Genomic DNA, 21668 nt, shown 5'->3' with positions numbered 1-21668 from the left:
GCTGTTTTCCGGGCGGCAACTCGGGGCCGGGGGTGGATGAGTTGCACAGGTGAACTGCGCAGGTAGACTGCGGATATGGCCGACGATCATCCCTCGCCATCCGCCCTGGAGGCCTCGCGGGCCGTGCGGGCGGTCGTCGGGCGGCTGCGGCGCCGCATCCGGGCCGCGGGCGACACCGGCGACATCAGTCTCACCCAGGCCACGGTCCTCGCCCGGCTCCTGGACCGTGACGGCCTCGCGAACAGCGACCTCGCCGCCGCCGAGGGCATGCGGCACCAGTCGATGGCGGCCCAGGTCGCGGCGCTGGCCGACCTCGGCCTGGTCGAGCGGCGGCCCGACCCCGGCGACGGGCGCCGCCAGCTCATCGCGCTCACCCCCGCGGGCCGGCAGCGGGCCGAGGCCGGCCGGCAGGCCCGCGGCGAGTGGCTGGCCGCGGAGTTCGAGCGCCGCTGCACCGAGCAGGAGCGCCGGACCGTCATCGCGGCCATGGCCGTGCTGGAGCGGCTCGCCGATGCGTGAGCCGGGCAGCGGGCTCGACCGCCGGCTCGTCCCGCTGATGATGCTCGGCTCGATCCTCAATCCGATCAACTCGACCATCATCGCCGTGGCGCTCATCCCGATCGGCGCCGCGTTCGGGGCCCCGCCGTCGCGGACCGCCTGGCTCGTCTCGGCCCTCTACCTGGCCACCGCGCTCGGCCAGCCGATCGTTGGCCGGCTCATCGACCTCTACGGCCCCCGCCGCCTGTTCCTCGTCAGCACCGGCCTCGTCGGCGTCGCGGGCATCGCCGGCACCCTGGCCCCGGACTTCGGCGTGCTCGTCGCCGCGCGGGTCGTGCTCGGCTTCGGCACCTGCGCCGGCTACCCCGCGGCGATGGCCCTGCTGCGCCGCGAGGCCGAGCGCACCGGCCGGGACAGCCCGGCGGGCGTGCTCGCCGCCCTCGCCGTGGCCAACCAGACCATCGCCGTGATCGGCCCGCTGCTCGGCGGCCTGCTCATCGGCCTGGGCGGCTGGCGGGCCACGTTCGCGGTCAACATCCCGCTGTCGGTCCTCGCGGTGACCCTCGGCGCGCTGCGGCTGCCGAAGGAGCGCGGCACCGGCCGCGAGGCGCCCGGCGCCGACCGAGCCTCGCCCGCCGCCCGGATCGACCTGGCCGGGATGGGCCTGTTCGCGGCCATGCTCGTCGCGCTGCTGCTGTTCCTCATGGACCCGCACCCCGCGGCCTGGTACCTCCCGGTGCTCACCGTCGCCCTCGGCGCCGCGTTCACGGTGCGGGAGCTGCGCGCGCGGACCCCGTTCATCGACCTTCGGGTGCTCGGCGGCAACCTGCCCCTGGTCGCCACCTACGGCCGGTCGCTCGTGGCCTACGTCGTGTCCTACGCCTTCCTCTACGGCTTCACCCAGTGGACGGAGGAGGGCTACGGGCTCTCCCCGCTCGGCGCCGGCCTGGTGCAGATCCCGATGTTCCTCGTCGGCATCGGCTTCTCGGTCACCATCGGACGGCGCCCGGGCGTGCGGTCGAAGCTGCTGCTCGGCGGGGCCGGCCAGGTCGCCGCCTGCGCGCTGATGCTCGCCCTCACCGCGGCGAGCCCGCTGTGGATGCTCGTCGCCGTCTCGGTGCTCTTCGGCGTCCCGCAGGGCGCCAACAGCCTGGGCCTGCAGAACGCCGTCTACTTCCAGGCCGCCCCGGAGCGGATCGGCTCGTCGGCGGGGCTGCTGCGCACGTTCGGCTACCTCGGCTCGATGGTCGCCTCGGCCGCCACCGCCGCGTCGTTCGGCCGGCACGCGAGCACCGGCGGCATGCACCACCTGGCCTGGATCATGCTGGGCGCGGCGGTGCTGTTCCTGATCGTCACGGTGTTCGACCGGAGCCTGCGCCGGGTGACGGCGGCGTAGCGGCAGCCGCCCGTCACAGGCGCCACTGTCGCCCGACGTGACGCGCCGGCGCCATCGGGTAACCGGCCCGACTCGCGGCAACCGCATCGCACCGTCGCGCGAACTGCGGTGCGCCGCGCCTGTCCGACGGTTGGTGAGTCCACACACCGACCGGCCGACAGGAGTCGCCCATGTTCCCCGGAATCCGGCGTACGCTCGCCACCGCCCTCGCGGCGACGTTCGTCTCGCTGGCCGTGGGGGCCGGCGTCGCCGCGGCCGCGCCCGCCGACGGCCCGATGTTCTCGTGCCGCTCGCGCAGCGGCGACTGCCGCCAGCCGGGCTCGCCGCCGGTGATCCTGCCGGAGCCGAACGGCGCCATGGGCCAGGAGGAGTTCATCGCCGCGTCGGTGCCGGGCGCGCAGCAGAGCCAGCGCGAGCACGGCGTGCCGTCGTCGGTGACCCTGGCCCAGGCCATCCTCGAGTCCGGCTGGGGCAAGAGCGCCCTGTCCACTGTGGACAAGAACTTCTTCGGCATGAAGTGCAACGGCCAGGGTTCGTACGCGATCGGCTGCGTGAGCCACAACACGAGCGAGTGCACCACGGCCGGGCAGTGCTTCCCGACCACGGCGTCGTTCCGCAAGTACGGCAGCGCCGCCGACTCGTTCCGTGACCACGGCGCTACGCTCGCGTCGCTGAGCCGCTACGCCGTCGCGTTCCAGTTCAAGAACGACCCGAACCGCTTCGTGGCCGAGATGCACAAGGCCGGCTACGCGACCGACCCGCAGTACACGGTCAAGCTGACCGGGGTGATGGCGAAGTACGACCTCTACCAGTACGATCTCGCGGCCTGACCTGCCGAAGCCTGGCTACCGACGTGGTGGCCAGGCTTCACCGCGAGCGTCACCGCGGGGTGAGGGATCTACTGACGCCGGCCCGCGAGGTCGTCTTCGTCGGACCACTCGCCGGAGTCCTCCGCCGGCTGTGCGGCGGAGTGCGGCTCACCGCTCAACTCGTGCTCCAGCGCCGCGAAGTCGGTCGGCATGCTGAAGTATTTCAGCTCGCGCGCGATCTTCGTCTGCTTGGCCTTGGCCCGTCCGCGTCCCATGGCTGCCCCCATGTGCACAAGTCTCGAAGTCCATTCGTGCCCGCAACAATAGCGCGCCGCTCGCAACCAGGCGACCCGCTCGGGCCGCCCTGCCCACATGCCGGTCGCCCGGACGTCTTTCGCGGTGTGTGCGGAGGTCCGCCCGGGCGGCCGGGGCGCCGCCGGGGCGCGGTAGGGTCGCCGATGGTGATCAACCGGGTGAAAGGACGGGCGATGGGCTGGCTGGGACGCCGGCGGGGCGAGAACGGGGCGGTACACCACGCGCCGGGGGCCTTCGCCGGGCTGCGCGCGATCGAGATCAAGGTGCGGCCCGACTTCCGCAGGACGATCGTGTTCGGGGCGCTCGCGCTCGCCTTCCTCGTCACCGGGCATGACATCGGCGGCGTGCACGCCGCCGAGCTGCGGGTACGGCTGATCGCCTACGGGTGCGCGCTGCTGACGGCGATCTTCGGGGTGGCCGCCAGCCGTACCGCCGCCCGCGAGGTGCAGCGCGTCGCCGTCGCCCGCGCCGGGAACGCCGCCGGCACGCCGCTGCGCCTGTTCGTCCTGCTCGCCGGCTACCTCATCGCCGTCCTGGCGGTGTGCGACCTGCTCGGGGTGCAGCTGCGGCAGGTGCTCGTCGGCGGCGCGATCACCGGCATCGTCGTCGGGCTCGCGGCCCAGCCGATCCTCGGGAACCTGTTCGCGGGGCTGGTGCTGCTCTTCGCCCGCCCGTACGTGCCGGGCCAGCAGGTGCGGGTCATGTCCGGCGCGCTCAACGGGCCGCACCAGGGCATGATCGTGTCGGCGGGGTTGCTCTACACGGTCCTGGAGACCAAGGACGGCCCGCTCAACATCCCGAACTCGGCGCTGCTGGCCTCGGCGGTCGGCCCGGCCCCGGCCGCTGACGAGGACGAGGACGAGCCGCCCGCCGGCGTCTCCGAGCCCGCCCTGGACGGCGCCGCGCTCGCCACCGTCGTCGCCGGGGCGGAGTCCGGCGGCGCCGACGAGCGCAAGCCTCCGGGGACCTGATGACCGTGTTGTGGGAGCAGCACTGCTGCCTGCCGCTGACGGTCGGGGCGGACGTCGGCGAACTTGCCCGCTACGCGCGGCCGGGCGGCAGCTTCGTGTCCGTGAACGTCGGGTACGCGCCGCACAGCGCGGAGCTGGTGTTCGCGATCCTGGACGACTGGCGGCGGCGGATCGCGGCCGACGACCGGCTGCGGCTCGTGTCGGGGGTCGGCGACATCGGCTCCGACGGGGTCTCGGTCGCGTTCGACCTCGAGGACTCCGGGCCGCTGGAGGGCGATCTGAGTCGGGTGCGGCAGTACTACGACCTCGGCGTCCGCACGCTGCTGCCCACGTACAACGAGCGCAACGCGGCCGGCTGCGGGTGCCTCGACGCGACCGACGACGGGCTGAGCGCCTACGGCCGGGACCTGGTCCGGGAGATGAACGCCGTCGGCATGGTCCCCGACGGCTCGCACTGCAGCGTCCGGACCGGCCTCGACCTGTGCGAGGTCTCGGCGCTGCCGGTGGTGTACAGCCACTCGTGCATGCGCGCGCTCTGGGACCATCCGCGCAACATCACCGACGAGCAGGCCCGCGCGTGCGCGGCGACCGGCGGCGTCGTGGGCATCGCGGGCGTCGGGATCTTCCTCGGCCCGAACGACCCCTCGATGGAGGCGCTGGTCCGGCACATCGACTACGCCGTGGCACTCGTCGGCCCCGAGCACGTGGGGCTCGCGACCGACTACTCCTTCGACCACGCGGACCTGAACGCGGAGATGGTCGCGAACCCGTCGCTGTTCCCGGAGTGCTACACCCGCTGGGGCCCGATCAGGTTCATGCCGCCGGAGGGGCTGCTCGGCGTCGAGGCGGCGCTGCTGGAGCGGGGGTATCCGGCGGAGGCGGTCGCCGGGATCCTGGGCGGCAACTTCCGGCGCGTGGCGGCGCTCAGCTGGCGCTAGGCCACGGGATCCGCGGCGAGCGGCAGAAGGTGCTGCCCTGGGCCCGCCGGCGCGGCCCATCCACGGCGCCGGCACCGGCGCCGGGGTCGCGGTGCGCGCGGCGTCAGCCGTAGTAGAGGCTGTCGGCCTCGGCGGTCCTGTTCTTGGCCGGTCGCTTGGCGGCGAGCGCCTGGCCGTGGCCGGCGAACGTGGTCGTCGCGACGAACGTGGGCTTGTCCGTCAGCTCCATCTCGATGTGGATGGAGGTCACGTTGCCCCGGTCGTCGGTCTCCAGCGTGAACGGCGCGTTCTTGGTGTAGAAGGCGATGACGCTCGGGCGCCCGATCGGCAGGAACTGGTCGCCGGTCGGGGCGAAGAGGCCCTTGTACGCGTGCGGGCCGGTCGCCGTCGCCGAGACGACGGTCTTCGCGAATGTGGCCAGGCCGGTGGGGTCGTCCATGTTCACGCCGTACAGCGTCTGGCTCTTGAGCCTCGACAGGTCCAGGTGGACCCACCGCTCCGAGTCCTTGTCCCGGCTGTAGAGGTCGTGGCCGAACACGATGCGGTGCAGGTGACCGTCGCTGTTGCCGGTGCCGCTGATCGTGACGTCCTCCTCGAACACCTGGCCCGCGTGGTCGTAGCCGCCGCTCGCGTTCACCTTGCCGGTGGCCTCGTCGGGCAGGTTGCTCTCGACGTGGTACGTGTACTGCGCCCCCATCAGCTTCGTCAGCAGCGCGACGACGTCGTCCTTGGCCGGCGGCGGCAGGGGCGAGCGGCTGGCGGAGGGCCCGGCGGCCGGGCGCACCGGCTCGGTATCGGACTCCGGCAGGCCCAGGCAGCCCGAGGTGGCGAGGGCGGCGCCGGCCAGGATGAGGGCGGCGAGCAGCGGCGAGCGACGTGGCATGTGACATCCCCCGTGGATCGAAACAGCCGAATCAACGGCCGCGACGATAGCCCAAGTCCGCAACGGCTGCCACACGTTGCGCCGGTTCGCCGCCCGCCGCGGGACCGCGACGGCCGCCGGACCCGCGGCCGCCCGCGACGCGCAGCCGCCGGGCGCAATGGGGCCGGGCGGGCGGCTTTTGTGTGATTTTCCTCAGCCGATCGGATGGCGGCGCCGATGGGACGTACGACCTCATTGCCGGGTGACGCGCGAGGAGCGGCGAGCGATGACGAGCATGTCGACCACGGTCGCGGCGCGCCCGCCGCGGGCGACGATCGGGCGCAAGCTGGGTGTCATCTTCGCCGGCATCGCGGTGGTGTTCGGGGCCGTGTGCACGGTGGCGTACGTCTCCGTCGACTCCCTCGTCGAGAACACCGCCAAGGTGCGGCACACCTTCGAGGTGCTGGGCCGGCTCGAGGCGCTGAACTCCAGCCTCAAGGACGCCGAGACCGGGCAGCGCGGCTTCCTCATCACCGGCGAGGACTCCTACCTGGCGCCCTACACCCAGGCGCTGCAGGACCTCACGGCCGAGCAGCAGGCCCTGCGCACGCTCACCGCCGACAACCCCCGCCAGCAGCAGCGCCTCGACCAGCTCGCCCCGCTCGTGACCGGCAAGCTCAACGAGCTCAAGGAGACCATCGACCTGCGGCGGGCCTCCGGCTTCGACGCGGCGCAGAAGGTCGTGCTCACCAACGCGGGCAAGACCGTGATGGACCAGATCCGCACCATCACCACGGCGATGACCGGTGAGGAGTCGAGCCTGCTGTCGGTGCGCGCCGCCGCGGCGAGCGCCGCCGAGCGCCGCACGAAGACCTCGATCGTGGTCGGCGTGCTCGTCCTGCTCGTCGGCATGACGGTCGCCGGCGTCACGATCACGCGGCAGACCAGCCGGCGCGTGAACCGGGTGCGGGACACGATCGCGGCCCTCGCCGCCGGGAACCTGACCGTGACCACGAACCTGTCCAGCAACGACGAGTTCGGGCGGATGGGGCAGGACCTCGACACCGCGATGGCCTCGGTCCGCGCGACCGTGCGGGATCTGGCCGGCACCGCCGCCACCCTGACCTCGGCCGCGGCGGAGCTGTCGAAGGTCAGCGGCGATCTGCACCTCGGCGCGACCGAGGCCTCCGGCAAGGCGACCGCGGCCGCGCAGGCCGCCGACGAGGTGAACACCAACGTGCAGTCGGTCGCAGCCGGCGCCGAGCAGATGACCGTGTCGATCCAGGAGATCGCCACCACCTCCTCGCGGGCCGCGGACGTCGCCAACCAGTCGCTGGAGATCGCCCGGGGCACCACCGAGCAGCTGACCACGCTCGGCCAGGCCAGCACGCAGATCGGCGAGGTCGTCCGGCTCATCACCTCGATCGCCGAGCAGACCAACCTGCTCGCGCTCAACGCCACCATCGAGGCGGCCCGCGCCGGCGACGCGGGCAAGGGCTTCGCCGTCGTGGCGAGCGAGGTCAAGGACCTGGCCCAGGAGACCGCCCGGGCCACCGAGGACATCACGAAGCGCATCGGCGCGATCCAGGCCGGCAGCGACGGGGCGAGCGCGGCGATGCAGCGCATCGAGGACGTGATCGGCCAGCTCACCGAGTTCAGCCACACGATCGCGGCCGCGGTCGAGGAGCAGTCGGCGACCACGAACGAGATGACCCGCTCGATCAACGACGCGGCCCGCGGCGCCGGCGAGGTGCAGGCGAACTTCTCCGGGGTGGCCGAGGTGACCGCGGCGACCTCGGGCTCGGCGCGGCACAGTCAGCGCGCCGCCGAGGACCTGGCCGGATTGGCGGTGCGCCTCAACGGCATGGTCGCCAAGTTCACCTACTGAGAGGCGAGGCAGCTGTGACCGATGTGAACACGGGGCCGTACGAGATGTCGCGCCCCGACCTCGCCGAGGCCCGCGAGTCCCTGCACCGCCTCTACGGCGCGGGCACCGAGCAGCTGTGGAGCGACCTGTTGCGCGGGGCTCAGCTCACCGGCCGGGAGACGACTCCGGCGGCGCTGGAGCGGGTCATCGCGGCGATGCTCGCCGCCGACCCCGTCACCGCGCTGTGCGGGCGCAGCCTGGCCATCCGCGCGGCGACGTTCGTGCGGCTCTCGGCCGTGCACGACCTGATCCGTGAGCGCGAGCGCGATCTCGACGCGCCGGTCGCGGTTCCGGGCGGAGGGCCCGGGTAACCGTCGGTGAGGAAGGCTTGACCGAGCGAGTAGGCACTGCGGAACGGGGGAACGCGGATGGACCGGCACAGCAAGAAGATCGCCAACCTGGAGCGGATGCGCGCGCTGGCCGCGTACGACCTCTTCAATCCCGGCCTGGGTGAGCGTCTGCAGGCCATCTGCCGGCACAGCGCCGAGCGCCTGGGGATGCCCATCGCCGCCGTGCAGGCCGTGCTGGACACCGCGACCGCCACGCTGGCCGCCACGGCGACGCTCGGCGCCTCGGAAGGCGAGCACCTGGTGGTCGCCACCGGCGGCGGGCCGAACGAGTTCGCGTTCTGCCCGCAGGTGGTCCTCGACGACGTGCCGTTCGTCGCCGACGACCTCGCGCGGCACCCGATCCACGGCGCGAACCCGATCGTGCGGGCGGGCCTGATCCGCTCGTACGCGGGGGTTCCGCTGTGGCTGCCGTCGGGCCACATGCTCGGCGCCCACTGCGTCATGGGCGGGGAGCCGCACGCGTTCACCGACGCCGACCTGGCCGAGCTGGCCGCGGCCGGCGAGCAGGCGGTGGCGGCGATCCGCGACTACGAGCTCGCGCGGACCTGACCCGCCCGGCCGGCGGCCCACCGCCGCCGGGTCTGCCCACCGCCGTGCAAGAGTAGTCCGATGGAGCTCCAGCCACTGCTGCTCGCCGCCATCCCCAGCCCGTCCCGGGGCGTGTGGCACCTCGGCCCGGTGCCGATCCGCGCCTACGCGCTGTGCATCATCGCCGGGATCATCGTCGCCGTCTGGCTGACCCAGCGGCGCTGGGTAGCCTCCGGCGGCCGCCGCGACGACGTCGTGGACGTCGCCATCTGGGCGGTTCCGTTCGGCATCGCCGGCGGGCGGATCTACCACGTCATCACGGACCCGGAGCTGTACTTCGCCGAGGGCCGCAGCCCCATCCGCGCGCTCTACATCTGGGACGGCGGCCTCGGCATCTGGGGCGCCATCGCGCTCGGCGCCCTCGGCGCCTGGATCGGCTGCCGGCGCCTCGGGATCTCGCTGGCGTCGTTCGCCGACGCCGCCGCGCCCGGGGTGGCCCTCGCCGAGGCGATCGGCCGGCTCGGGAACTACTTCAACCAGGAGCTCTACGGGCGGCCGACCAACCTGCCGTGGGCACTGCGCATCGACCCCGCGCACCGCCCGGCCGCGACCCGGGACATCGCCCTGTACCACCCGACGTTCCTGTACGAGGCGCTGTGGTGCCTCGGCGTCGCCGCGCTCGTGCTCTGGGCCGAGCGCCGCTTCCACCTCACGAACGGCCGCGTCTTCGCCCTGTGCGTGGCCGCGTACACGGTGGGCCGGGGGTGGGTCGAGATGCTCCGCGTCGACACCGTGAACCACGTCCTGGGCCTGCGCCTGAACACCTTCACGAGCGCGATCGTCTGCATCGCCGCCGTCGTCGTGCTGTGGCACACCCGCCCCCGGCACGGGCCGGAGGCCGACCTCGTCCCGGCCGGAAGGCCCTCAGCGGATTCGGGAGGCCCGCACCGGGAGGAGTGATCACGAACCGGGCCTGCGCCTCCGCCCGCTGGCCCTCGTCGCGTTCGCGTTCTGGGACCTGGTGCGCGGGCTGCCCGAGTGCGTCGGCGGGGTCGCGGCCCAGGCCGGGGTCGCCCGGCTGGTCGGGCTCGTCACGCACCGCGGCGCGGGCGAGGGCGGCCTGCGGGCGGTCGCCTCCGGCCGGTGGCTCGAGCTGGCGCTGCCGCTCATCCTCGCCGTGCTCGCGGTGCCGGTGCTGCAGTTCGCGTACCAGGCGACGATGCTCGCCTGGCGGGGCGCGACGCTCGGCAAGGTGCTCGCCGACACCAAGGTGGGCGCGGCCGGCGCGGGCACGCGGTTCGCGCTGCGGCGCGCGTTCGCCACGACGCTGGTCGAGACCGGGCTGGTCGGGATCGGGCTGGCCCTGGCGGTGTACGGCGAGTTCTCCTTTGGTGTCCTCGTGCTCGCCGTTGCCACGGTGGTGTGGTGGGTGAACCTGCTGCCCGCCTTTGGCCCCCGGCACCGCACGCTCGTCGACCGCGCGGCCGGCACGGTCGTGCTCCGGCGCGCCCTCTACGCGCAGGTCGCGGCCCGCGCCGCCGAGCTCGCCCGGCGCACCTCCGGCGCCGCGCTGGTCGCCGGCCAGCGGGCCTCCGGCGCGGCCGTGGTGGCCGGTCAGCGCGCCTCGGGCGCGGCCGTCGTCGCCGGGCGCATGAGCGCGGACGCGGCGGTGGTCGCGGCCCAGGTCGCCGCGGAGGCGGCGGCAGCGGCCCGCCGGCGCGGCGCGGAGCACCTGCCGGAGGCGGCCCGGCGGAACTCGGACGCGGCGGCGGCCGCGGCGCGCAAGACGGCCGCGGCGGCAGCGGCCCGCCGGCGCGGCGCGGAGCACCTGCCGGAGGCGGCCCGACGGACCTCGGACGCAGCGGCGGCCGCGGCGCGCAAGACGGCCGCGGCGGCGGCGGACGCGGCGGCGGTCGCGGGGCAGGCGGCGCGGCAGGGCGCGCAGCGGCTCATCCGGACCGCGCCGGTGCAGCAGGCGCTCAACTCGAAGGTCGGGCAGCAGTCGCAGGGCCTCGGCGAGGCCGGGGCGAAGCGGGCGCGGGTGCTCGGGGACCGCACGGCCGGGGTCGCGCGCAAGGTGGGCGGCCGGACGCAGCAGCTGTGGCAGGAGCGCCAGGCCGCCCGCGCCGCGGCGGCGGCCCAGACCCCGTCGCCCGGCTCGGCTCCGGCGCCCTCGGCGAACCCGGACCCGGCGTCCGGCCCGATCTCGGATCCGGCTCCGCGACCGGCGCTGCCCGCTCCTGAGCCGAACCCGGCGACGCCGCTGTGGGCTCAGGCCGAGCCGCGGGATCAGCAGCCGGGGTAGGCGTCGGTCTGGGCCCGTCGGAACCCCCGACCGGAGCTCGACGGGGGTGCCAAGAAGTCCGGGTCGTGCCCGTTCCGTGATTTCCGCGCGGAAACGGCGGCGGTCCGGCGCCCGTCTACTCCGGCATGACATTCAACGGGGAACACAAGCCGCCGCGCGGGTCGGTGCTCGGTGGTGTGCTGTTGTCGCTCGTGCTCTACGCGCTGGCGTTCGCCGGCTCGGTGCTGGCGCTGCCCGCACTGGGCGACCCCATCCCCGCACTGATGTGCGGGCAGGCGACGGCGTTCGTCGCGTCCCTCGCGCTCGGCGCCTGGCGCGGCTCCAGGGGCCGGGACCGGTCGGCCGCCGGCGTCATCGCGGGCGGCGTCGGCTGGCTGCTGGCCGGCGTCGTCCTGGTCTTGCTGCTGCTGCGGGAGATGGCCCGGCGCATGACCATTCCCTGGTGAACGGGGCTCAGGCGTCGGGGAGGTAGTCGTCAAGGTTCAGCTCGGCGTGGGCGAGGTGGCGGACGAACCACTGCGCCGCCGCGCCCGCGACCTCGCCGAGCGTGCCGGGCTCGGAGAACAGGTGTGTCGCGCCCGGCACGACCCACAGCGCCGACTCGCCGCCGAGCCCGCGATCCGCGGCGCGGTTGAGCTCGAGGACCGCCTCGTCGCGTTCGCCGACGATCAGCAGTACCGGTGCCGTGACCTCGGGCAGCCGGGGACCGGCGAGATCGGGCCGGCCGCCGCGCGACACGACCGCGCGCACCTGGCCGGGGCGCTCGGCCGCGGTGAGCAGGGCGGCGGCCGCGCCGGTGCTCGCGCCGAACAGCCCCAGCGGGAGCCGTCCCAGCACCGCCAGGCCGGCGATCCAGTCGGCGACGCCGGTCAGGCGCTCGCCGAGCAACCCGATGTCGAAGCGGGCGTCCAGCGCCGAGGCGTCCTCGTCCGGGGTGAGCAGGTCGGTCAGCACCGTGGCGAGCCCGACGCCGTTGAGGCGCTCGGCGACCATGCGGTTGCGCGGGCTCAGGCGCGAGCTGCCGCTGCCGTGCGCGAACAGCACCAGGCCGCGCGAGTCGGGCGGCACGGTCACGTCGGCGTCGAGCGCGGCCCCGGCGGACTTGATTGCTGTGCTCATACGAGGCGCCTACCCGCCGGCCGACCGATCACGCATGGCCGCGCCCGGAGCGGGTAGAGGATCGCGACCGCCTGAGGAGGCCGCGATGCTCTTCGCCGACCGTACCGAGGCCGGGCGGGCCCTCGCCGCGCAGCTGGAGCGGCAGGGGCTGGCCGGCGATGAGCCGCTGGTGCTGGCGCTGCCTCGCGGTGGGATACCCGTCGCCGTGCCGGTGGCCGAGCGCCTGGGCGCCGACCTCGACATCGTCATCGTCCGCAAGATCGGGGCGCCCGGGCACGCGGAGTTCGGCGTCGGCGCGATGGCCGAGGACGGGCCGCCCGTGTTCGACGACGCCGCGCTGCGCTACCTCGGCCTGACCGCCGCCGATCTCGCCCCGACCGTCGCCGCCGAGCGGGCCGAGCTGGACCGGCGGGTCGCGCGCTACCGGCGGCGGCGGCCGGCCCCGGCGGTCGCCGGGCGGCGCGTGGTGCTCGTCGACGACGGCCTGGCCACCGGGGTCACCGCCCATGCCGCCGTGCGCTGGCTCTCGGCGCGGCGCCCGGAGCGGATCGTCCTGGCCGTGCCGGTCTGCTCGCAGCAGGCCCGTGAACGCCTCGCCGAGGTCGCGACCGTCCTCTGCCTGCACGCGCCCGAGCACTTCGCCGCGGTGGGGCAGTGGTACACCGACTTCGCCCAGCTCACCGACGCCGACGTGGAGGCGGCCCTGGGCCGGCACGCGCGCGCCTGAGCCGGCCCGGCGCGGCGGCGCAGGGCGGCTCGTTGGCCCGCCGCAGCTGGTCCATGGCACTGACGCTCGACCGGCCCGGCCGGCCGCCTCCCGGCTATCGACGGGGGATGGTGAGCTCGCCGTTGACCGCTCTGATCGGCAGCTCCATGCGCAGGGTCGTGCCCCCGCCCGGGGGGCTGCGGAGCTGGATCCGGCCACCGAGCGCCTCGACGCGGTCGTTGAGGCCGAGCAGGCCGGTGCCGCCGGTGAAGCCGGCGCCGCCGACGCCGTCGTCGCGGACCGCGACGCGCAGGACGCCGTGGTCGGCGTCGGCCTCGACGGTGACCGCGACGGCCGAGGCATGCGCGTGCTTGGCCGCGTTGGTCAGCGCCTCGGCCACGACGTAGTAGGTGCTCACCTCGACGTGTTCGGGCAGCCGTACGTCGTTGCGCATGCTCAGGTCGACCGGGATCGGCGAGCGGCGGGCGAGCGTGCGCAGTGCCGGCCGGAGGCCGCCCTCGGTCAGGACCGCCGGGTGGATGCCCCGGGCGATCTCGCGCAGCTGCTCCAGCGCGCCGGCCGCGTCAACGACGGCACGGTCGAGCTGCGCGCCGAGTGTGCCGAGGTCCGGCGGCAGCTCCGCCTGGATCGCGCGCAGCTGCAGTGCCAGCGTGACCAGCTGCTGCTGGGCGCCGTCGTGCAGGTCCCGTTCGATGCGGCGGCGGATCTGGTCGGCGGCGGCGACGATGCGCGCCCGCGACGTGGTGAGCTCGGTGCGGCTCTCGGCGTTGGCGATGGCGGTCGCGACCAACTCGGTGAAATCGACGAGCCGGGACTCGGTGTCGAGCGGGAGCCGTCCGCGTCCCGCCGCGACGCCGATCGCGCCCCAGAGGCGGTCCTCCACCACGATCGGGCTGGCGACCGCGGAGCACGCGTCGCCGGCGGTGGTCCCGGGCGGTGCCGCCCGGCCCGGGTTGTCCAGGTCGTGGCGGGCCGCTCGGCCGGTCGCCTGGACCGCGCGCACGGCCGAACGGGGGTCGAGTCCGCCGTTTCCGTGGCCCTGCGGGTGGCGCAGCGGGTGGCCACCCATGAACGTCGCGTGACCGTCCGGCTCGAACCGGGTGATCGTCGTGTTGTCGGCACCGAAGAGCGTGGCGACCTCTTCAGCGACCGCGGTGAACACGAGGTCCGGCGCCGACCCGCGGGCGATGAGCGTCGCCACCCGCCGCAGCGCGGTCTGCTCGTTGGCGATGCGGCGGTACTCGCTGTACAGGCGGGCCAGCTGTTCCTGCGAGCGCCGCAGCGTCAACTCCCGCCGCTCGCGTTCGGCCTCGAAGTGCTTGTGCTCGGTGACGTCGCGCGCGCTCGCGTAGATCAGGCCCTGCTCCGGCACGCCCAGTGCCGACCACTCCAGCCAGCGCAGCGCGCCGCTCTTGCACCGGTACCGATTCTGGAAGGTCATCCTCTCCTGCCCTTGCGACAGGGCCTCCGCCTCGGCGACGGTGCGTTCCCGGTCCTCGTCGAGCACGAAGTCGATGAAGGGCCGCTCCAGCAGCTCCTCGGTGGAGTACCCGAGGGTCCGCTCGAACGCCGGGTTCACCCGCCGGAAATAGCCGTCGAACCCGATCGAACAGATCAGGGCGGGCGACAGCAGGAAGATGCGGTCGAGCTCCTCCCGGGCCCGCTGCTGGGCCTCCGAGGTCCGCATCGTGTCGAGGGTCAGGTCGAGCACCCTGGCCATGCTGCGCACGAGGCTGATCTCGTCGACGCTGAAGCCGTCCTCACCGGAGCGGGCGACCAGCAGATGCCCGGACGAACCGCCGGCCAGCGACGCGACCACGGTGTGGCAGCGGCCCGCGCCGGGGACGTCGATCGTCTCCCTCCGCCCGTTGGCGACCTCGACGATGTCGGCCAGCGGGAGCTGGCCGGCCGGGAAGCCGACCGAGCTGACCACGCCGTCGTGCCCGAGCACGACGCCGACCTCGCACTGCAGGGCGCGGGCGGCCCGTTCGGCGGCGACCTGGGTCGCCGCCGCCGCGTCGGGTGCCGCCGACACCGCCGCGAGGAACTCGGCGAGGCTCTGGGTCGATAGCGCGACGGCGGACGGCATCATGTCAGCCAACTGCGAGCACGACGAGCGTCTGGTTGTGGTGGCCGGTGATGCCGCGGAGCCGGGCGAATTCGCTCCAGGTGGAGAAGCCGGCGACGGGCGCGCCGCCCGACCGGCCGCGCCTCTCGTCGTGGCCGGCGGCCCGGTCGCGGGTGCCCGCGCTGCCGACCGACAGCCATCGCTGTGCTGGTGATCCGACGGCATGGTCGCCGTCGTGCAGGTGTGGGTCCAGACGAGGGTCCATCCCATCCTCCCGGGCGTGGAACCAAGCGTACTGCGCACGCGACAGATCAACCCGACCGGAAACATGACCCTGAGCCGCGAAACCGCCTACCTGAGCGGTTGCGCGGTGCGCAGTCCCGTGAGCAGGCGCAAGCCACCGTCGCCCGGATCGCCGGGCAACTGGCCGGCCTGGCCCTCCACCGCATCGATACCGTGATCGCTCAGGCCCGCATCCGCCTGGCCGGCGGCAAACCCGACTCCGCGACCCGCCTGGTCGGCCTCCACGACCCGACGCCCGCCCGATCGTCAAGGGATGCCTCGGCAAACCCATCGAGTTCGGCTACAAGGCCCAGATCGTCGACAACGTCCACGGCATCGTCCTGGACCACACGGTCGAGGAGGGCAACCCCGCCGACGCCGCCTCCTCCCGGCGTCACTCACTGTTTCAGGTCGAAGGAGCTAGGTGGCTGGCCAGATCCGGACCAGGTAGCGTTCGATGCCGGCGATGCGCTGCCAGGCGGCGATCCATTCATCGCGGTCGGAGGCTACGGTCTCCTGCTCGACCTGACGGGACTGGTGCAGGTATTCGGCTCGTCCGGCATGGCCGAGTGCTACGTGATAGCTGCCGGGACCTGCGCCGGCGTCGATGTCGAGCAGTGGCTCAGCGATGATGGTGTCGCCGGATTCGACCCGCAGCCGGCCGCTGCGCAGTTCGAGGGTGCCGCGGTAGGCCCAGTCCCAACCGGCCTCGTCCTGGCCGAATTTGGTGTCGGAGATTTCCAGGCGGAGTCGCGGGCGGCTGAGTGGGTGTGCACAGCGGATGAGCAGGACGCCATCGGCGGCGGCGAACTGCAGCGCGCGGCGACTGTTCGGGATGCGGATCGCGTTCCATGCGGGCCGGCGGTCTTGCGGGGCGTCTGCGGTGACGTCGCGCACCATGAGTACACCGTTGTCGGTCGGCACGAGCGCCTCGACTGCCGCGATCATTGGCCTTTGGCTCCCTGGTTCGTGGTGCGGCTGGTCGCCGGGGCAAGGCTGTGGTCATCGGTTGATCGCGACGTAGAACGGGTCTCCGTCGATGATGCGCTGTGCCTGGTACCGCTGCCGCCCGCACCGGCCGGAGCCAACCCGCGGCCGCCCCGCCTGAAGCCGGGAGTTTTGCATATACAAGATACGTGTATATTGAACGCATGCCCCGCTCGCCGCGCCCACCCATGCGCGAACCCTCGTACTTCGTCCTGGCCGCGCTGCTGGACGGTCCCCGCCACGGCTACGTGGTCATTCAGCGGGTCGCCGAGCTGTCCGGTGACCGCGTCCGCCTCGCCGCCGGCTCGCTCTACTCGGTCCTGGATCGGCTGCTCGGCGAGGGGCTGGTCGCCGTGACCGGCGAGGAGATCGTCAACGGCCGGGCGCGGCGGTACTACGCGCTGACCGACACGGGCCGCGAGGCCCTCAACGAGGAGGCGGCCCGGATGGCCGAGGCGGCCCGGATCGTCACCGAGCGGGCCGCCGCCCCGGCACCGCGTACGTTGCGGGTGCGTCCGGCATGAGTGACGTCCTGGAGCGCCGTTACCGGCTTCTGCTGCGCGTCTACCCGGCCGGCTACCGGCGCGAGCGCGCCGGGGAACTGCTCGACACGCTGCTGGAAGCGGCCGAGCCGGGCCGGACCCGGCCGGAGCCGCGGCAGGTCGTGGCGCTGATCCGGGGGGCGCTGCTGGTGCGCGCCGGCGGGACGGGCCCGCGCCGCGCCGCCGTCGTCGGCTGGCAGGGGGCGCATCTGGCCGCCGTCGCGATGCTCGCCGTGGGGGCCGTCCTCGCCGCCGATCGGTTCCTGCGCGAACTGGGCGGGGAGCCCGTGCCCTGGCTGCTGCCCGACGCCGTCGCCGCCGTCGCGCCGCTCGCCGCGCTGGTCGCGCTGCTGTCCGGCGCCGCGCCGCTGGCCGTGCCCATGCTGGTGGCGGCGGTCGCGGTCCCGGCCGTGCTGGACCCGACGGACCTGGTCACCCAGGCGTCGAGCGTTGTCTGGTGGGCGCCGGTGCTGGCCCTGCCCCTCGTCGTCGCCGGGCTTCGCCGCCCGGCCGATGTGCCGGCCCCGACCCGGGCGACGGCGAGCGTGGTCGTCGCCGTCTTCGTCGCCGTCAAGGCGCTGCAGATGTTCGCGACCCGGGCCGGCTCGGACATCCGCTCCGGGCTGCTGATGGCCGTGCTCGCCGCCGTGGTCACCGCGCTGCTCTGGCTCGGCTCGGCCGATCCGCGCCTGCTGCTCGCACTCGCGGGAACCGTCGCGGTCCGGGTCGTCACGGACGCCATCCGGCTGATCCACAGCGCGGCCATGCGCGGTGTACCGGACCTCGACCTGGTCGAGACGGCCGCCGTGTACCCGGTCGCGGGCGCCGTCCTCGTGGCCGCCGCCGTGACGATCTCACGCCGCCAGGCGCGCCTGTAACCGCGGCTCCCATCCGTTCACCGACCCGTGCGCGGCCGGTCGCAGACCGACGCGTCCCTTCCCGAAGGACCCGACGTTGCCGTTCACCCTGAGCCACCCGGCCGCCGTCATCCCGCTCGCCCGGCGCCCCTTGCTCGTCTCCGCCCTGGTCGCCGGATCCGTCGCGCCCGACGTCCCGTACTTCGTCCCGCTGGCGGGTGACAGCGCCGACAGCCTCCGCGGGCGACTGGACATCAACCTGACGCTCACCCACGACCCCGCGTCGGCCTGGTGGATCGACACCGTCCTGGCGGTACTGCTGCTGGTGGCCTTCCACGTGCTGCTGAAGCGGCCGCTCGCCGCCCTACTGCCGGTCGCCGCCGCGGGGCGCGTTCGATCGGCGGCCGCCGGATTCCGGTGGGGCGGCCGGAACCTGGTGTGGATCCCCGTGTCCGTGCTCCTGGGCGTCGCGACCCACCTGGTGTGGGACTCGTTCACGCACGGGGACGGGTTCTTCGTCGAGCATGTGCCGCTGATGCGCACCCCGCTGGCGGGCTCACTCGACGTGGCCCGCGCCCTGCAACACCTGAGCACGCTCGGCGGCGCCGCGGTCCTGGCCGGGTGGCTCGCCCGCTGGTGGCGCCGCACCCGCCCCGAGCCGGTCGAGCCGGGCACCGTCCTCGCGCCACGGCCCCGCTACGCGGTGCTGACCCTGATGACGCTCGCCGGCGCCACCGGTGCCGTGGTGAACGCCGTACGCGGCGCAGGCGACGGCGCGACCCTGGAGAGTCTCGCCGTGGCGGCCGCCGTCGGCGCGGTCGCCGGGCTTGGGCTCTCGCTCGCCCTGTACGCCGTGGGCTGGCAGCTGCACCGCCCGTTCGCCCGCCGCCGGGCCGCCGCGCCGGCACCGGCCGGCGTCGCGAGCCCCTGAGCGAGTCCACGATCGGCGGCCCCGCTACGCGGCGGTCTGGTACGCGGGCACGCCGAGCAGCTCGGCCACCGTCACGAAGCGGTAGCCGCGGGCCAGCAGCCCCTCGATCGTCGCGCGCACCGCGACGACCGTCTCGGCTCGGTCGCCGCCGCGGCCGTCGAAGCCGTCGTGGAAGATGAGGATCGCCTGCGGCCTCGTCCGTCAACGCCCCATTCTTCCTCGGCACCGTCGCCGGGGGGCATCGTGTCGGGCTGCGTCTCCGCCGCAGCGCCGGGCGAGGCGTTGCACGGTCGCGGCGGGGAACGGCGGGCCCGGCGGCGCCGGGCCGCAGGCGGCGATGACGCCTGCGGCGCCCACGACGACCGAGGTCCTCCGCCGAGGATTTATATGCGGCCCCGCGTCGGGTGACATGGGGTGACCAAGGGGAATCCCGGTCGGCCGTAGCGGCGCCGTGATGAACCCGGCCATCGCGCTCGGAGCGCTGCGGCGGTGATGCCGGCGCGCGAGCGACTTGTACTTGCATACTGCAACAATTAGTTTGGGTGGCGTGAAGATGTGATTCTGCCTCGGCGCGGGGTAGCCGCAGGGGCGAACCGCATCGAGACCGCTCTGCTGCGGTCCGGAAGGAGCTGGCTGTGGCTGGGATCGTGGGGCAGAGCCTGGCGAGGCGGCTGATCGCGTGGGGCGTGGACACCGTGTTCGGGCGGTCCGCCACGATCTGCCGATCAAGGTGGTCGTCAACAACAACAACAGCTTCGGGCAGATTCTCTGGGAGCAGATCATCCTGGGCCACCCCGAGTACGCGGTGCGCCACCGCGGCCCCGAGGGCGACTTCGCCGCCTGGGCCCGCGCGTGCGGCGCCCACGGCGTCAAGGTGACCGAGCCCGGCGACGTCGACGGGGCGATCCGGGCAGCGCCGGCGCGCCCTGGGCCGGCGCTGGTGGACTGCGACGTGAACCCGAACGGGCCGCCGATGCCCGGCAAGGTGAAGCGGAAGCACGGGCCATGCGGACTGAATACAAGGTCTTCGGCGTCGTCGCCGCGTTCCTCCTCCTACTCGCCGCCATGTACCGGTGGTGGACCGGCAGCGGCTCGCCGCACCCGGAGGGGGCCGGGAGGCTCGGCCTGTCCGGCGTCCTCGCGCTGCTGAGCACGGGCTACTTCCGGCTGTTCGCTTGCCGGATGCCGCCTCGCCCCGAAGATACGCCGGACGCGGAGATCGCCGACGGCGCCGGGCCGATCGGGTTCTTCGCACCGCCCGGCTTCTGGCCGTTCGGCCCGGTGCTGATCGCCGCGCTGCTGGCCCTCGATGCCGACCGCAAGCTCGGCGCGCACGCCTACGACCAACCACCGGTAGCGGGTTGCCGACAAGGAGGTTTGACGTGAGCCTGCACACCCCGCCGGACACGGCGGCCCGACAGGGCCTGCCTACCTTCCGGCCCGGCCAGAGCCCCGGCCGCGGCGACGCCGAGCGGTTCGCGCCCGTATGACCAGCTCGGATGCGACTGCAACCGCGCCCGCTCCGCAGGTGCTGCGGGAATACGCGCTGCTGGCCGACGGCCGCCGCGGAGCCCTCATCGGTCCGCGGGGTGACGTCGCGTGGCTGTGTGCTCCGGCCTGGGAATCCGACGCGGTCTTCACCAGCCTCCTCGGTGGTGGCGGCGGCTACGCGATCACACCGATCGATGAGCGGTTCGTCTGGGGCGGCTTCTACGAACCCGGCAGTCTGATCTGGACGAGCCGCTGGGTCACCACGGACGCGATCACCCACAGCCGCGAGGCGCTCCTGTTCCCCGGCGACCCGGACACGGTGACCCTGCTGCGTCGCGTCGAAGCGGTCGACGGCGGCGCGGCCGTGGACGTGTGGCTCGATGTGCGAGCCGGGTTCGGCCGCCATCCGCTGCGTGACCTTGTACGCGACGCGCAGGGCTGGACCGGCCGGGCTGGCGACCTGTACGTCCGCTGGCTCGGCGCCCCGCACGCCCGACCGGACCAGGCCGGTGCGCTGCGGGCCGAGCTGCGGCTGCCCTCCGGCGCCCACCACGATCTCGTGCTGCAGCTGTCGACCCGGCCGTTCGCCGGGCCTGCACCGGATCCGGATGCCGCATGGTCGGCCACGCAGACAGCGTGGCGGGCTGCCGTGCCGCCCGGTATCGACGGCATCGCCTGCCGCGACGCCCGGCACGCCTGCGCGGTGCTGCACGGGCTCACCGTGCCGGGCGGCGGGATGGTCGCGGCGGCCACGACGTCGCTGCCCGAACGAGCCGAGGCGGGCCGCAACTACGACTACCGCTACGCCTGGATCCGCGACCAGTCCTACGCCGGGCACGCCGCCGGCGTCGCCGGCGTGGATGGGCTGCTGGACTCGGCCGTGCATTTCGTGTCCCAGCGGCTGCTGGCCGACGGCTCCCGGATGGCCCCGGCATACCTCGCCGGCTCGGGTCGTGCGGTGCCGGACGAGCGCGAGCTCAGCTTCCTGCCCGGCTATCCCGGGGCACCGGTGCGCACGGGAAACTGGGTCAACCAACAGTTCCAGCTCGACGCGTTCGGCGAGGCGCTACTGCTGCTGTCCCTGGCCGCCGGGCGGGACCGGCTCGACACCGACGGCCGGCGGGCGCTGCACATCGCCGCGGACGCCGTCGCCGAGCGGTGGCCGGAGCCCGACGCGGGTATCTGGGAACTGCGGCCCCGAGCGTGGACCCATTCCCGGCTGATCTGCGTTGCCGGTCTGCGGCAGGCCGCGACGCAGGAGAGGGGGCCGGTCGCGGGCCGCTGGCGCGAGCTGGCCGAGCGGATCCTCGCCGACACCACCGCGACCAGCCGGCACCCGAGCGGCCGCTGGCAGCGGGCGCCGGACGACCCCCGCCCGGACGCGGCGCTGCTGTTCCCCGGCATCCGCGGTGCGGTGCCACCCGAGGACCCCCGCACCCGGGCCACGCTGGCTGCGGTGCGCGCCGAGCTGGCCGAGGACGGGTACGTGTACCGGTTCCGCGAGGGCGGCGAGCCGCTCGGGGACGCGGAGGGCGCCTTCCTGCTGTGCGGCTACGGTATGGCCCTCGCCGAACACCAGGCCGGCAACGCCGTCGCGGCCGGACGCTGGTTCGAGCGCAACCGGGCCGCCTGCGGGCCGCCGGGGCTCTTCGCCGAGGAGTACGACGTGCGGCAGCGGCAGCTGCGTGGCAATCTCCCGCAGGCGTTCGTCCACGCCCTCATGCTCGAAACCGCCGCGACACTGCCCGACCCGACCGAATGAGCT

Annotated in this window: 23 protein-coding genes and 2 pseudogenes; 19 read left to right on the top strand and 6 right to left on the bottom strand. The window is 74.1% G+C overall.

Annotated elements, in window-relative coordinates; genetic code table 11:
- Positions 1–75: 75 nt before the first annotated feature.
- The 3 genes from ACQP2P_RS26010 to gsmA all read left to right on the top strand — a co-directional run bounded on the left by ACQP2P_RS26010 (position 76) and on the right by gsmA (position 2724).
- On the top strand, positions 76–519 hold the full coding sequence (locus ACQP2P_RS26010) for a MarR family winged helix-turn-helix transcriptional regulator (protein ID WP_433604940.1): 444 nt from the start codon (positions 76–78) through the stop codon (positions 517–519).
- A complete protein-coding gene (locus ACQP2P_RS26005) occupies positions 512–1894 on the top strand; it encodes an MFS transporter (protein ID WP_433604938.1) in 1383 nt (460 codons plus the stop codon). Before ACQP2P_RS26010 ends, ACQP2P_RS26005 begins: the two co-directional genes overlap by 8 nt.
- 170 nt (positions 1895–2064) lie before the next feature.
- Complete coding sequence (gene gsmA, locus ACQP2P_RS26000) at positions 2065–2724, top strand: sporangiospore maturation cell wall hydrolase GsmA (RefSeq protein ID WP_433604936.1); 660 nt, start codon at positions 2065–2067, stop codon at positions 2722–2724.
- 68 nt (positions 2725–2792) lie between these two features.
- Here gsmA and ACQP2P_RS25995 read toward each other — a convergent pair whose 3' ends face one another.
- Complete coding sequence (locus ACQP2P_RS25995; RefSeq protein WP_433604934.1) at positions 2793–2978, bottom strand: DUF3073 domain-containing protein; 186 nt, start codon at positions 2976–2978, stop codon at positions 2793–2795.
- Positions 2979–3191: 213 nt separating this feature from the next.
- On the opposite strand from ACQP2P_RS25995, the gene ACQP2P_RS25990 reads away from it, so the two are divergent.
- Complete coding sequence (locus ACQP2P_RS25990) at positions 3192–3989, top strand: mechanosensitive ion channel domain-containing protein (RefSeq protein ID WP_433604932.1); 798 nt, start codon at positions 3192–3194, stop codon at positions 3987–3989.
- Entirely contained in the window at positions 3989–4927 is a 939-nt protein-coding gene (locus tag ACQP2P_RS25985; RefSeq protein WP_433604930.1) for a dipeptidase, read from the top strand. Before ACQP2P_RS25990 ends, ACQP2P_RS25985 begins: the two co-directional genes overlap by 1 nt.
- Positions 4928–5030: 103 nt before the next feature.
- Here ACQP2P_RS25985 and ACQP2P_RS25980 read toward each other — a convergent pair whose 3' ends face one another.
- A complete protein-coding gene (locus ACQP2P_RS25980; protein WP_433604928.1) occupies positions 5031–5810 on the bottom strand; it encodes a hypothetical protein in 780 nt (259 codons plus the stop codon).
- A gap of 265 nt (positions 5811–6075) precedes the next feature.
- Here ACQP2P_RS25980 and ACQP2P_RS25975 point away from each other — a divergent pair, with 265 nt between their 5' ends.
- From ACQP2P_RS25975 to ACQP2P_RS25950, 6 genes are all read left to right on the top strand, one after another.
- Positions 6076–7677 (top strand): methyl-accepting chemotaxis protein, encoded by a 1602-nt coding sequence (locus ACQP2P_RS25975; protein ID WP_433604926.1) that lies wholly within the window; start codon positions 6076–6078, stop codon positions 7675–7677.
- Positions 7678–7691: 14 nt separating this feature from the next.
- Positions 7692–8027, top strand: coding sequence for a hypothetical protein (locus ACQP2P_RS25970; RefSeq protein WP_433604924.1), 336 nt, complete (start codon positions 7692–7694; stop codon positions 8025–8027).
- A 57-nt stretch (positions 8028–8084) separates the two neighbouring features.
- Positions 8085–8615, top strand: a complete 531-nt coding sequence (locus ACQP2P_RS25965) for a GAF domain-containing protein (RefSeq protein WP_433604922.1) — start codon at positions 8085–8087, stop codon at positions 8613–8615.
- 60 nt (positions 8616–8675) lie between these two features.
- Positions 8676–9554 (top strand): prolipoprotein diacylglyceryl transferase, encoded by an 879-nt coding sequence (gene lgt / locus ACQP2P_RS25960; RefSeq protein WP_433604920.1) that lies wholly within the window; start codon positions 8676–8678, stop codon positions 9552–9554.
- A 61-nt stretch (positions 9555–9615) separates the two neighbouring features.
- A complete protein-coding gene (locus ACQP2P_RS25955) occupies positions 9616–10899 on the top strand; it encodes an RDD family protein (protein ID WP_433604917.1) in 1284 nt (427 codons plus the stop codon).
- A gap of 125 nt (positions 10900–11024) precedes the next feature.
- Positions 11025–11345, top strand: coding sequence for a hypothetical protein (locus ACQP2P_RS25950; RefSeq protein ID WP_433604915.1), 321 nt, complete (start codon positions 11025–11027; stop codon positions 11343–11345).
- A 7-nt stretch (positions 11346–11352) separates the two neighbouring features.
- Here ACQP2P_RS25950 and ACQP2P_RS25945 read toward each other — a convergent pair whose 3' ends face one another.
- The gene (locus tag ACQP2P_RS25945) at positions 11353–12018 is read right to left on the bottom strand and encodes a dienelactone hydrolase family protein (RefSeq protein ID WP_433604913.1); all 666 of its coding nucleotides are present in this window, start codon (positions 12016–12018) and stop codon (positions 11353–11355) included.
- 85 nt (positions 12019–12103) lie between these two features.
- Here ACQP2P_RS25945 and ACQP2P_RS25940 point away from each other — a divergent pair, with 85 nt between their 5' ends.
- Complete coding sequence (locus ACQP2P_RS25940) at positions 12104–12745, top strand: phosphoribosyltransferase (RefSeq protein WP_433604911.1); 642 nt, start codon at positions 12104–12106, stop codon at positions 12743–12745.
- A 94-nt stretch (positions 12746–12839) separates the two neighbouring features.
- Here the strand turns inward: ACQP2P_RS25940 and ACQP2P_RS25935 are convergent, their stop codons facing one another.
- Positions 12840–14837: a PAS domain S-box protein gene (locus tag ACQP2P_RS25935; protein ID WP_433604909.1), complete on the bottom strand. Its 1998-nt coding sequence runs from the start codon at positions 14835–14837 to the stop codon at positions 12840–12842.
- A 1-nt stretch (position 14838) separates the two neighbouring features.
- Positions 14839–15078, bottom strand: coding sequence for a hypothetical protein (locus tag ACQP2P_RS25930; RefSeq protein ID WP_433604907.1), 240 nt, complete (start codon positions 15076–15078; stop codon positions 14839–14841).
- Between the two features lie 95 nt (positions 15079–15173).
- Here ACQP2P_RS25930 and ACQP2P_RS25925 point away from each other — a divergent pair.
- Positions 15174–15475 (top strand): annotated as a pseudogene (locus tag ACQP2P_RS25925) (ISNCY family transposase); the annotation flags it as partial.
- A 40-nt stretch (positions 15476–15515) separates the two neighbouring features.
- On the opposite strand, the gene ACQP2P_RS25920 reads toward ACQP2P_RS25925, so the two are convergent.
- Positions 15516–16043 carry a hypothetical protein gene (locus ACQP2P_RS25920; protein ID WP_433619584.1) on the bottom strand — a complete coding sequence of 176 codons (528 nt, stop codon included), beginning with the start codon at positions 16041–16043 and terminating at the stop codon, positions 15516–15518.
- A 203-nt stretch (positions 16044–16246) separates the two neighbouring features.
- On the opposite strand from ACQP2P_RS25920, the gene ACQP2P_RS25915 reads away from it, so the two are divergent.
- The 6 genes and pseudogenes from ACQP2P_RS25915 (at position 16247) to ACQP2P_RS25890 (ending at position 21665) form a co-directional block, all read left to right on the top strand.
- Entirely contained in the window at positions 16247–16606 is a 360-nt protein-coding gene (locus ACQP2P_RS25915; protein ID WP_433604905.1) for a PadR family transcriptional regulator, read from the top strand.
- Positions 16603–17502 carry a hypothetical protein gene (locus ACQP2P_RS25910; protein ID WP_433604903.1) on the top strand — a complete coding sequence of 300 codons (900 nt, stop codon included), beginning with the start codon at positions 16603–16605 and terminating at the stop codon, positions 17500–17502. The genes ACQP2P_RS25915 and ACQP2P_RS25910 overlap by 4 nt, the downstream gene beginning before the upstream one ends.
- 76 nt (positions 17503–17578) lie before the next feature.
- Positions 17579–18412: a DUF4184 family protein gene (locus ACQP2P_RS25905; RefSeq protein ID WP_433604901.1), complete on the top strand. Its 834-nt coding sequence runs from the start codon at positions 17579–17581 to the stop codon at positions 18410–18412.
- A 679-nt stretch (positions 18413–19091) separates the two neighbouring features.
- A pseudogene (locus ACQP2P_RS25900) lies at positions 19092–19301 on the top strand (thiamine pyrophosphate-dependent enzyme); the annotation flags it as partial.
- A 116-nt stretch (positions 19302–19417) separates the two neighbouring features.
- Positions 19418–19798 carry an aa3-type cytochrome oxidase subunit IV gene (ctaF, locus tag ACQP2P_RS25895; RefSeq protein WP_433604899.1) on the top strand — a complete coding sequence of 127 codons (381 nt, stop codon included), beginning with the start codon at positions 19418–19420 and terminating at the stop codon, positions 19796–19798.
- A gap of 100 nt (positions 19799–19898) precedes the next feature.
- The gene (locus ACQP2P_RS25890) at positions 19899–21665 is read left to right on the top strand and encodes a glycoside hydrolase family 15 protein (protein WP_433604897.1); all 1767 of its coding nucleotides are present in this window, start codon (positions 19899–19901) and stop codon (positions 21663–21665) included.
- Positions 21666–21668: the final 3 nt, after the last annotated feature.

Source organism: Dactylosporangium sp. CA-139114, from assembly GCF_050955725.1.
GTDB lineage: Bacteria > Actinomycetota > Actinomycetes > Mycobacteriales > Micromonosporaceae > Dactylosporangium.
The sequence above is the reverse complement of the archived record's forward strand: the minus strand, read 5'-3'. Positions and strand labels throughout refer to the sequence as shown.

Excerpts from the sequence above, each read along its gene's own strand:
- ACQP2P_RS25975 (WP_433604926.1), top strand. The coding sequence starts at position 6,076 with ATGACGAGCATGTCGACCACGGTCGCGGCGCGCCCGCCGCGGGCGACG.
- ACQP2P_RS26010 (WP_433604940.1), top strand. The coding sequence starts at position 76 with ATGGCCGACGATCATCCCTCGCCATCCGCCCTGGAGGCCTCGCGGGCC.
- ACQP2P_RS25995 (WP_433604934.1), bottom strand. The coding sequence starts at position 2,978 with ATGGGACGCGGACGGGCCAAGGCCAAGCAGACGAAGATCGCGCGCGAG.
- ACQP2P_RS25935 (WP_433604909.1), bottom strand. The coding sequence starts at position 14,837 with ATGATGCCGTCCGCCGTCGCGCTATCGACCCAGAGCCTCGCCGAGTTC.
- gsmA (WP_433604936.1), top strand. The coding sequence starts at position 2,065 with ATGTTCCCCGGAATCCGGCGTACGCTCGCCACCGCCCTCGCGGCGACG.
- ACQP2P_RS25950 (WP_433604915.1), top strand. The coding sequence starts at position 11,025 with ATGACATTCAACGGGGAACACAAGCCGCCGCGCGGGTCGGTGCTCGGT.
- ACQP2P_RS25940 (WP_433604911.1), top strand. The coding sequence starts at position 12,104 with ATGCTCTTCGCCGACCGTACCGAGGCCGGGCGGGCCCTCGCCGCGCAG.
- ACQP2P_RS25990 (WP_433604932.1), top strand. The coding sequence starts at position 3,192 with ATGGGCTGGCTGGGACGCCGGCGGGGCGAGAACGGGGCGGTACACCAC.
- ACQP2P_RS25945 (WP_433604913.1), bottom strand. The coding sequence starts at position 12,018 with ATGAGCACAGCAATCAAGTCCGCCGGGGCCGCGCTCGACGCCGACGTG.
- ACQP2P_RS25910 (WP_433604903.1), top strand. The coding sequence starts at position 16,603 with ATGAGTGACGTCCTGGAGCGCCGTTACCGGCTTCTGCTGCGCGTCTAC.
- ACQP2P_RS25985 (WP_433604930.1), top strand. The coding sequence starts at position 3,989 with ATGACCGTGTTGTGGGAGCAGCACTGCTGCCTGCCGCTGACGGTCGGG.
- ACQP2P_RS25920 (WP_433619584.1), bottom strand. The coding sequence starts at position 16,043 with ATGATCGCGGCAGTCGAGGCGCTCGTGCCGACCGACAACGGTGTACTC.
- ACQP2P_RS25930 (WP_433604907.1), bottom strand. The coding sequence starts at position 15,078 with ATGGACCCTCGTCTGGACCCACACCTGCACGACGGCGACCATGCCGTC.
- lgt (WP_433604920.1), top strand. The coding sequence starts at position 8,676 with ATGGAGCTCCAGCCACTGCTGCTCGCCGCCATCCCCAGCCCGTCCCGG.
- ACQP2P_RS25965 (WP_433604922.1), top strand. The coding sequence starts at position 8,085 with ATGGACCGGCACAGCAAGAAGATCGCCAACCTGGAGCGGATGCGCGCG.
- ACQP2P_RS25915 (WP_433604905.1), top strand. The coding sequence starts at position 16,247 with ATGCCCCGCTCGCCGCGCCCACCCATGCGCGAACCCTCGTACTTCGTC.
- ACQP2P_RS25890 (WP_433604897.1), top strand. The coding sequence starts at position 19,899 with ATGACCAGCTCGGATGCGACTGCAACCGCGCCCGCTCCGCAGGTGCTG.
- ACQP2P_RS26005 (WP_433604938.1), top strand. The coding sequence starts at position 512 with ATGCGTGAGCCGGGCAGCGGGCTCGACCGCCGGCTCGTCCCGCTGATG.
- ACQP2P_RS25980 (WP_433604928.1), bottom strand. The coding sequence starts at position 5,810 with ATGCCACGTCGCTCGCCGCTGCTCGCCGCCCTCATCCTGGCCGGCGCC.
- ctaF (WP_433604899.1), top strand. The coding sequence starts at position 19,418 with ATGCGGACTGAATACAAGGTCTTCGGCGTCGTCGCCGCGTTCCTCCTC.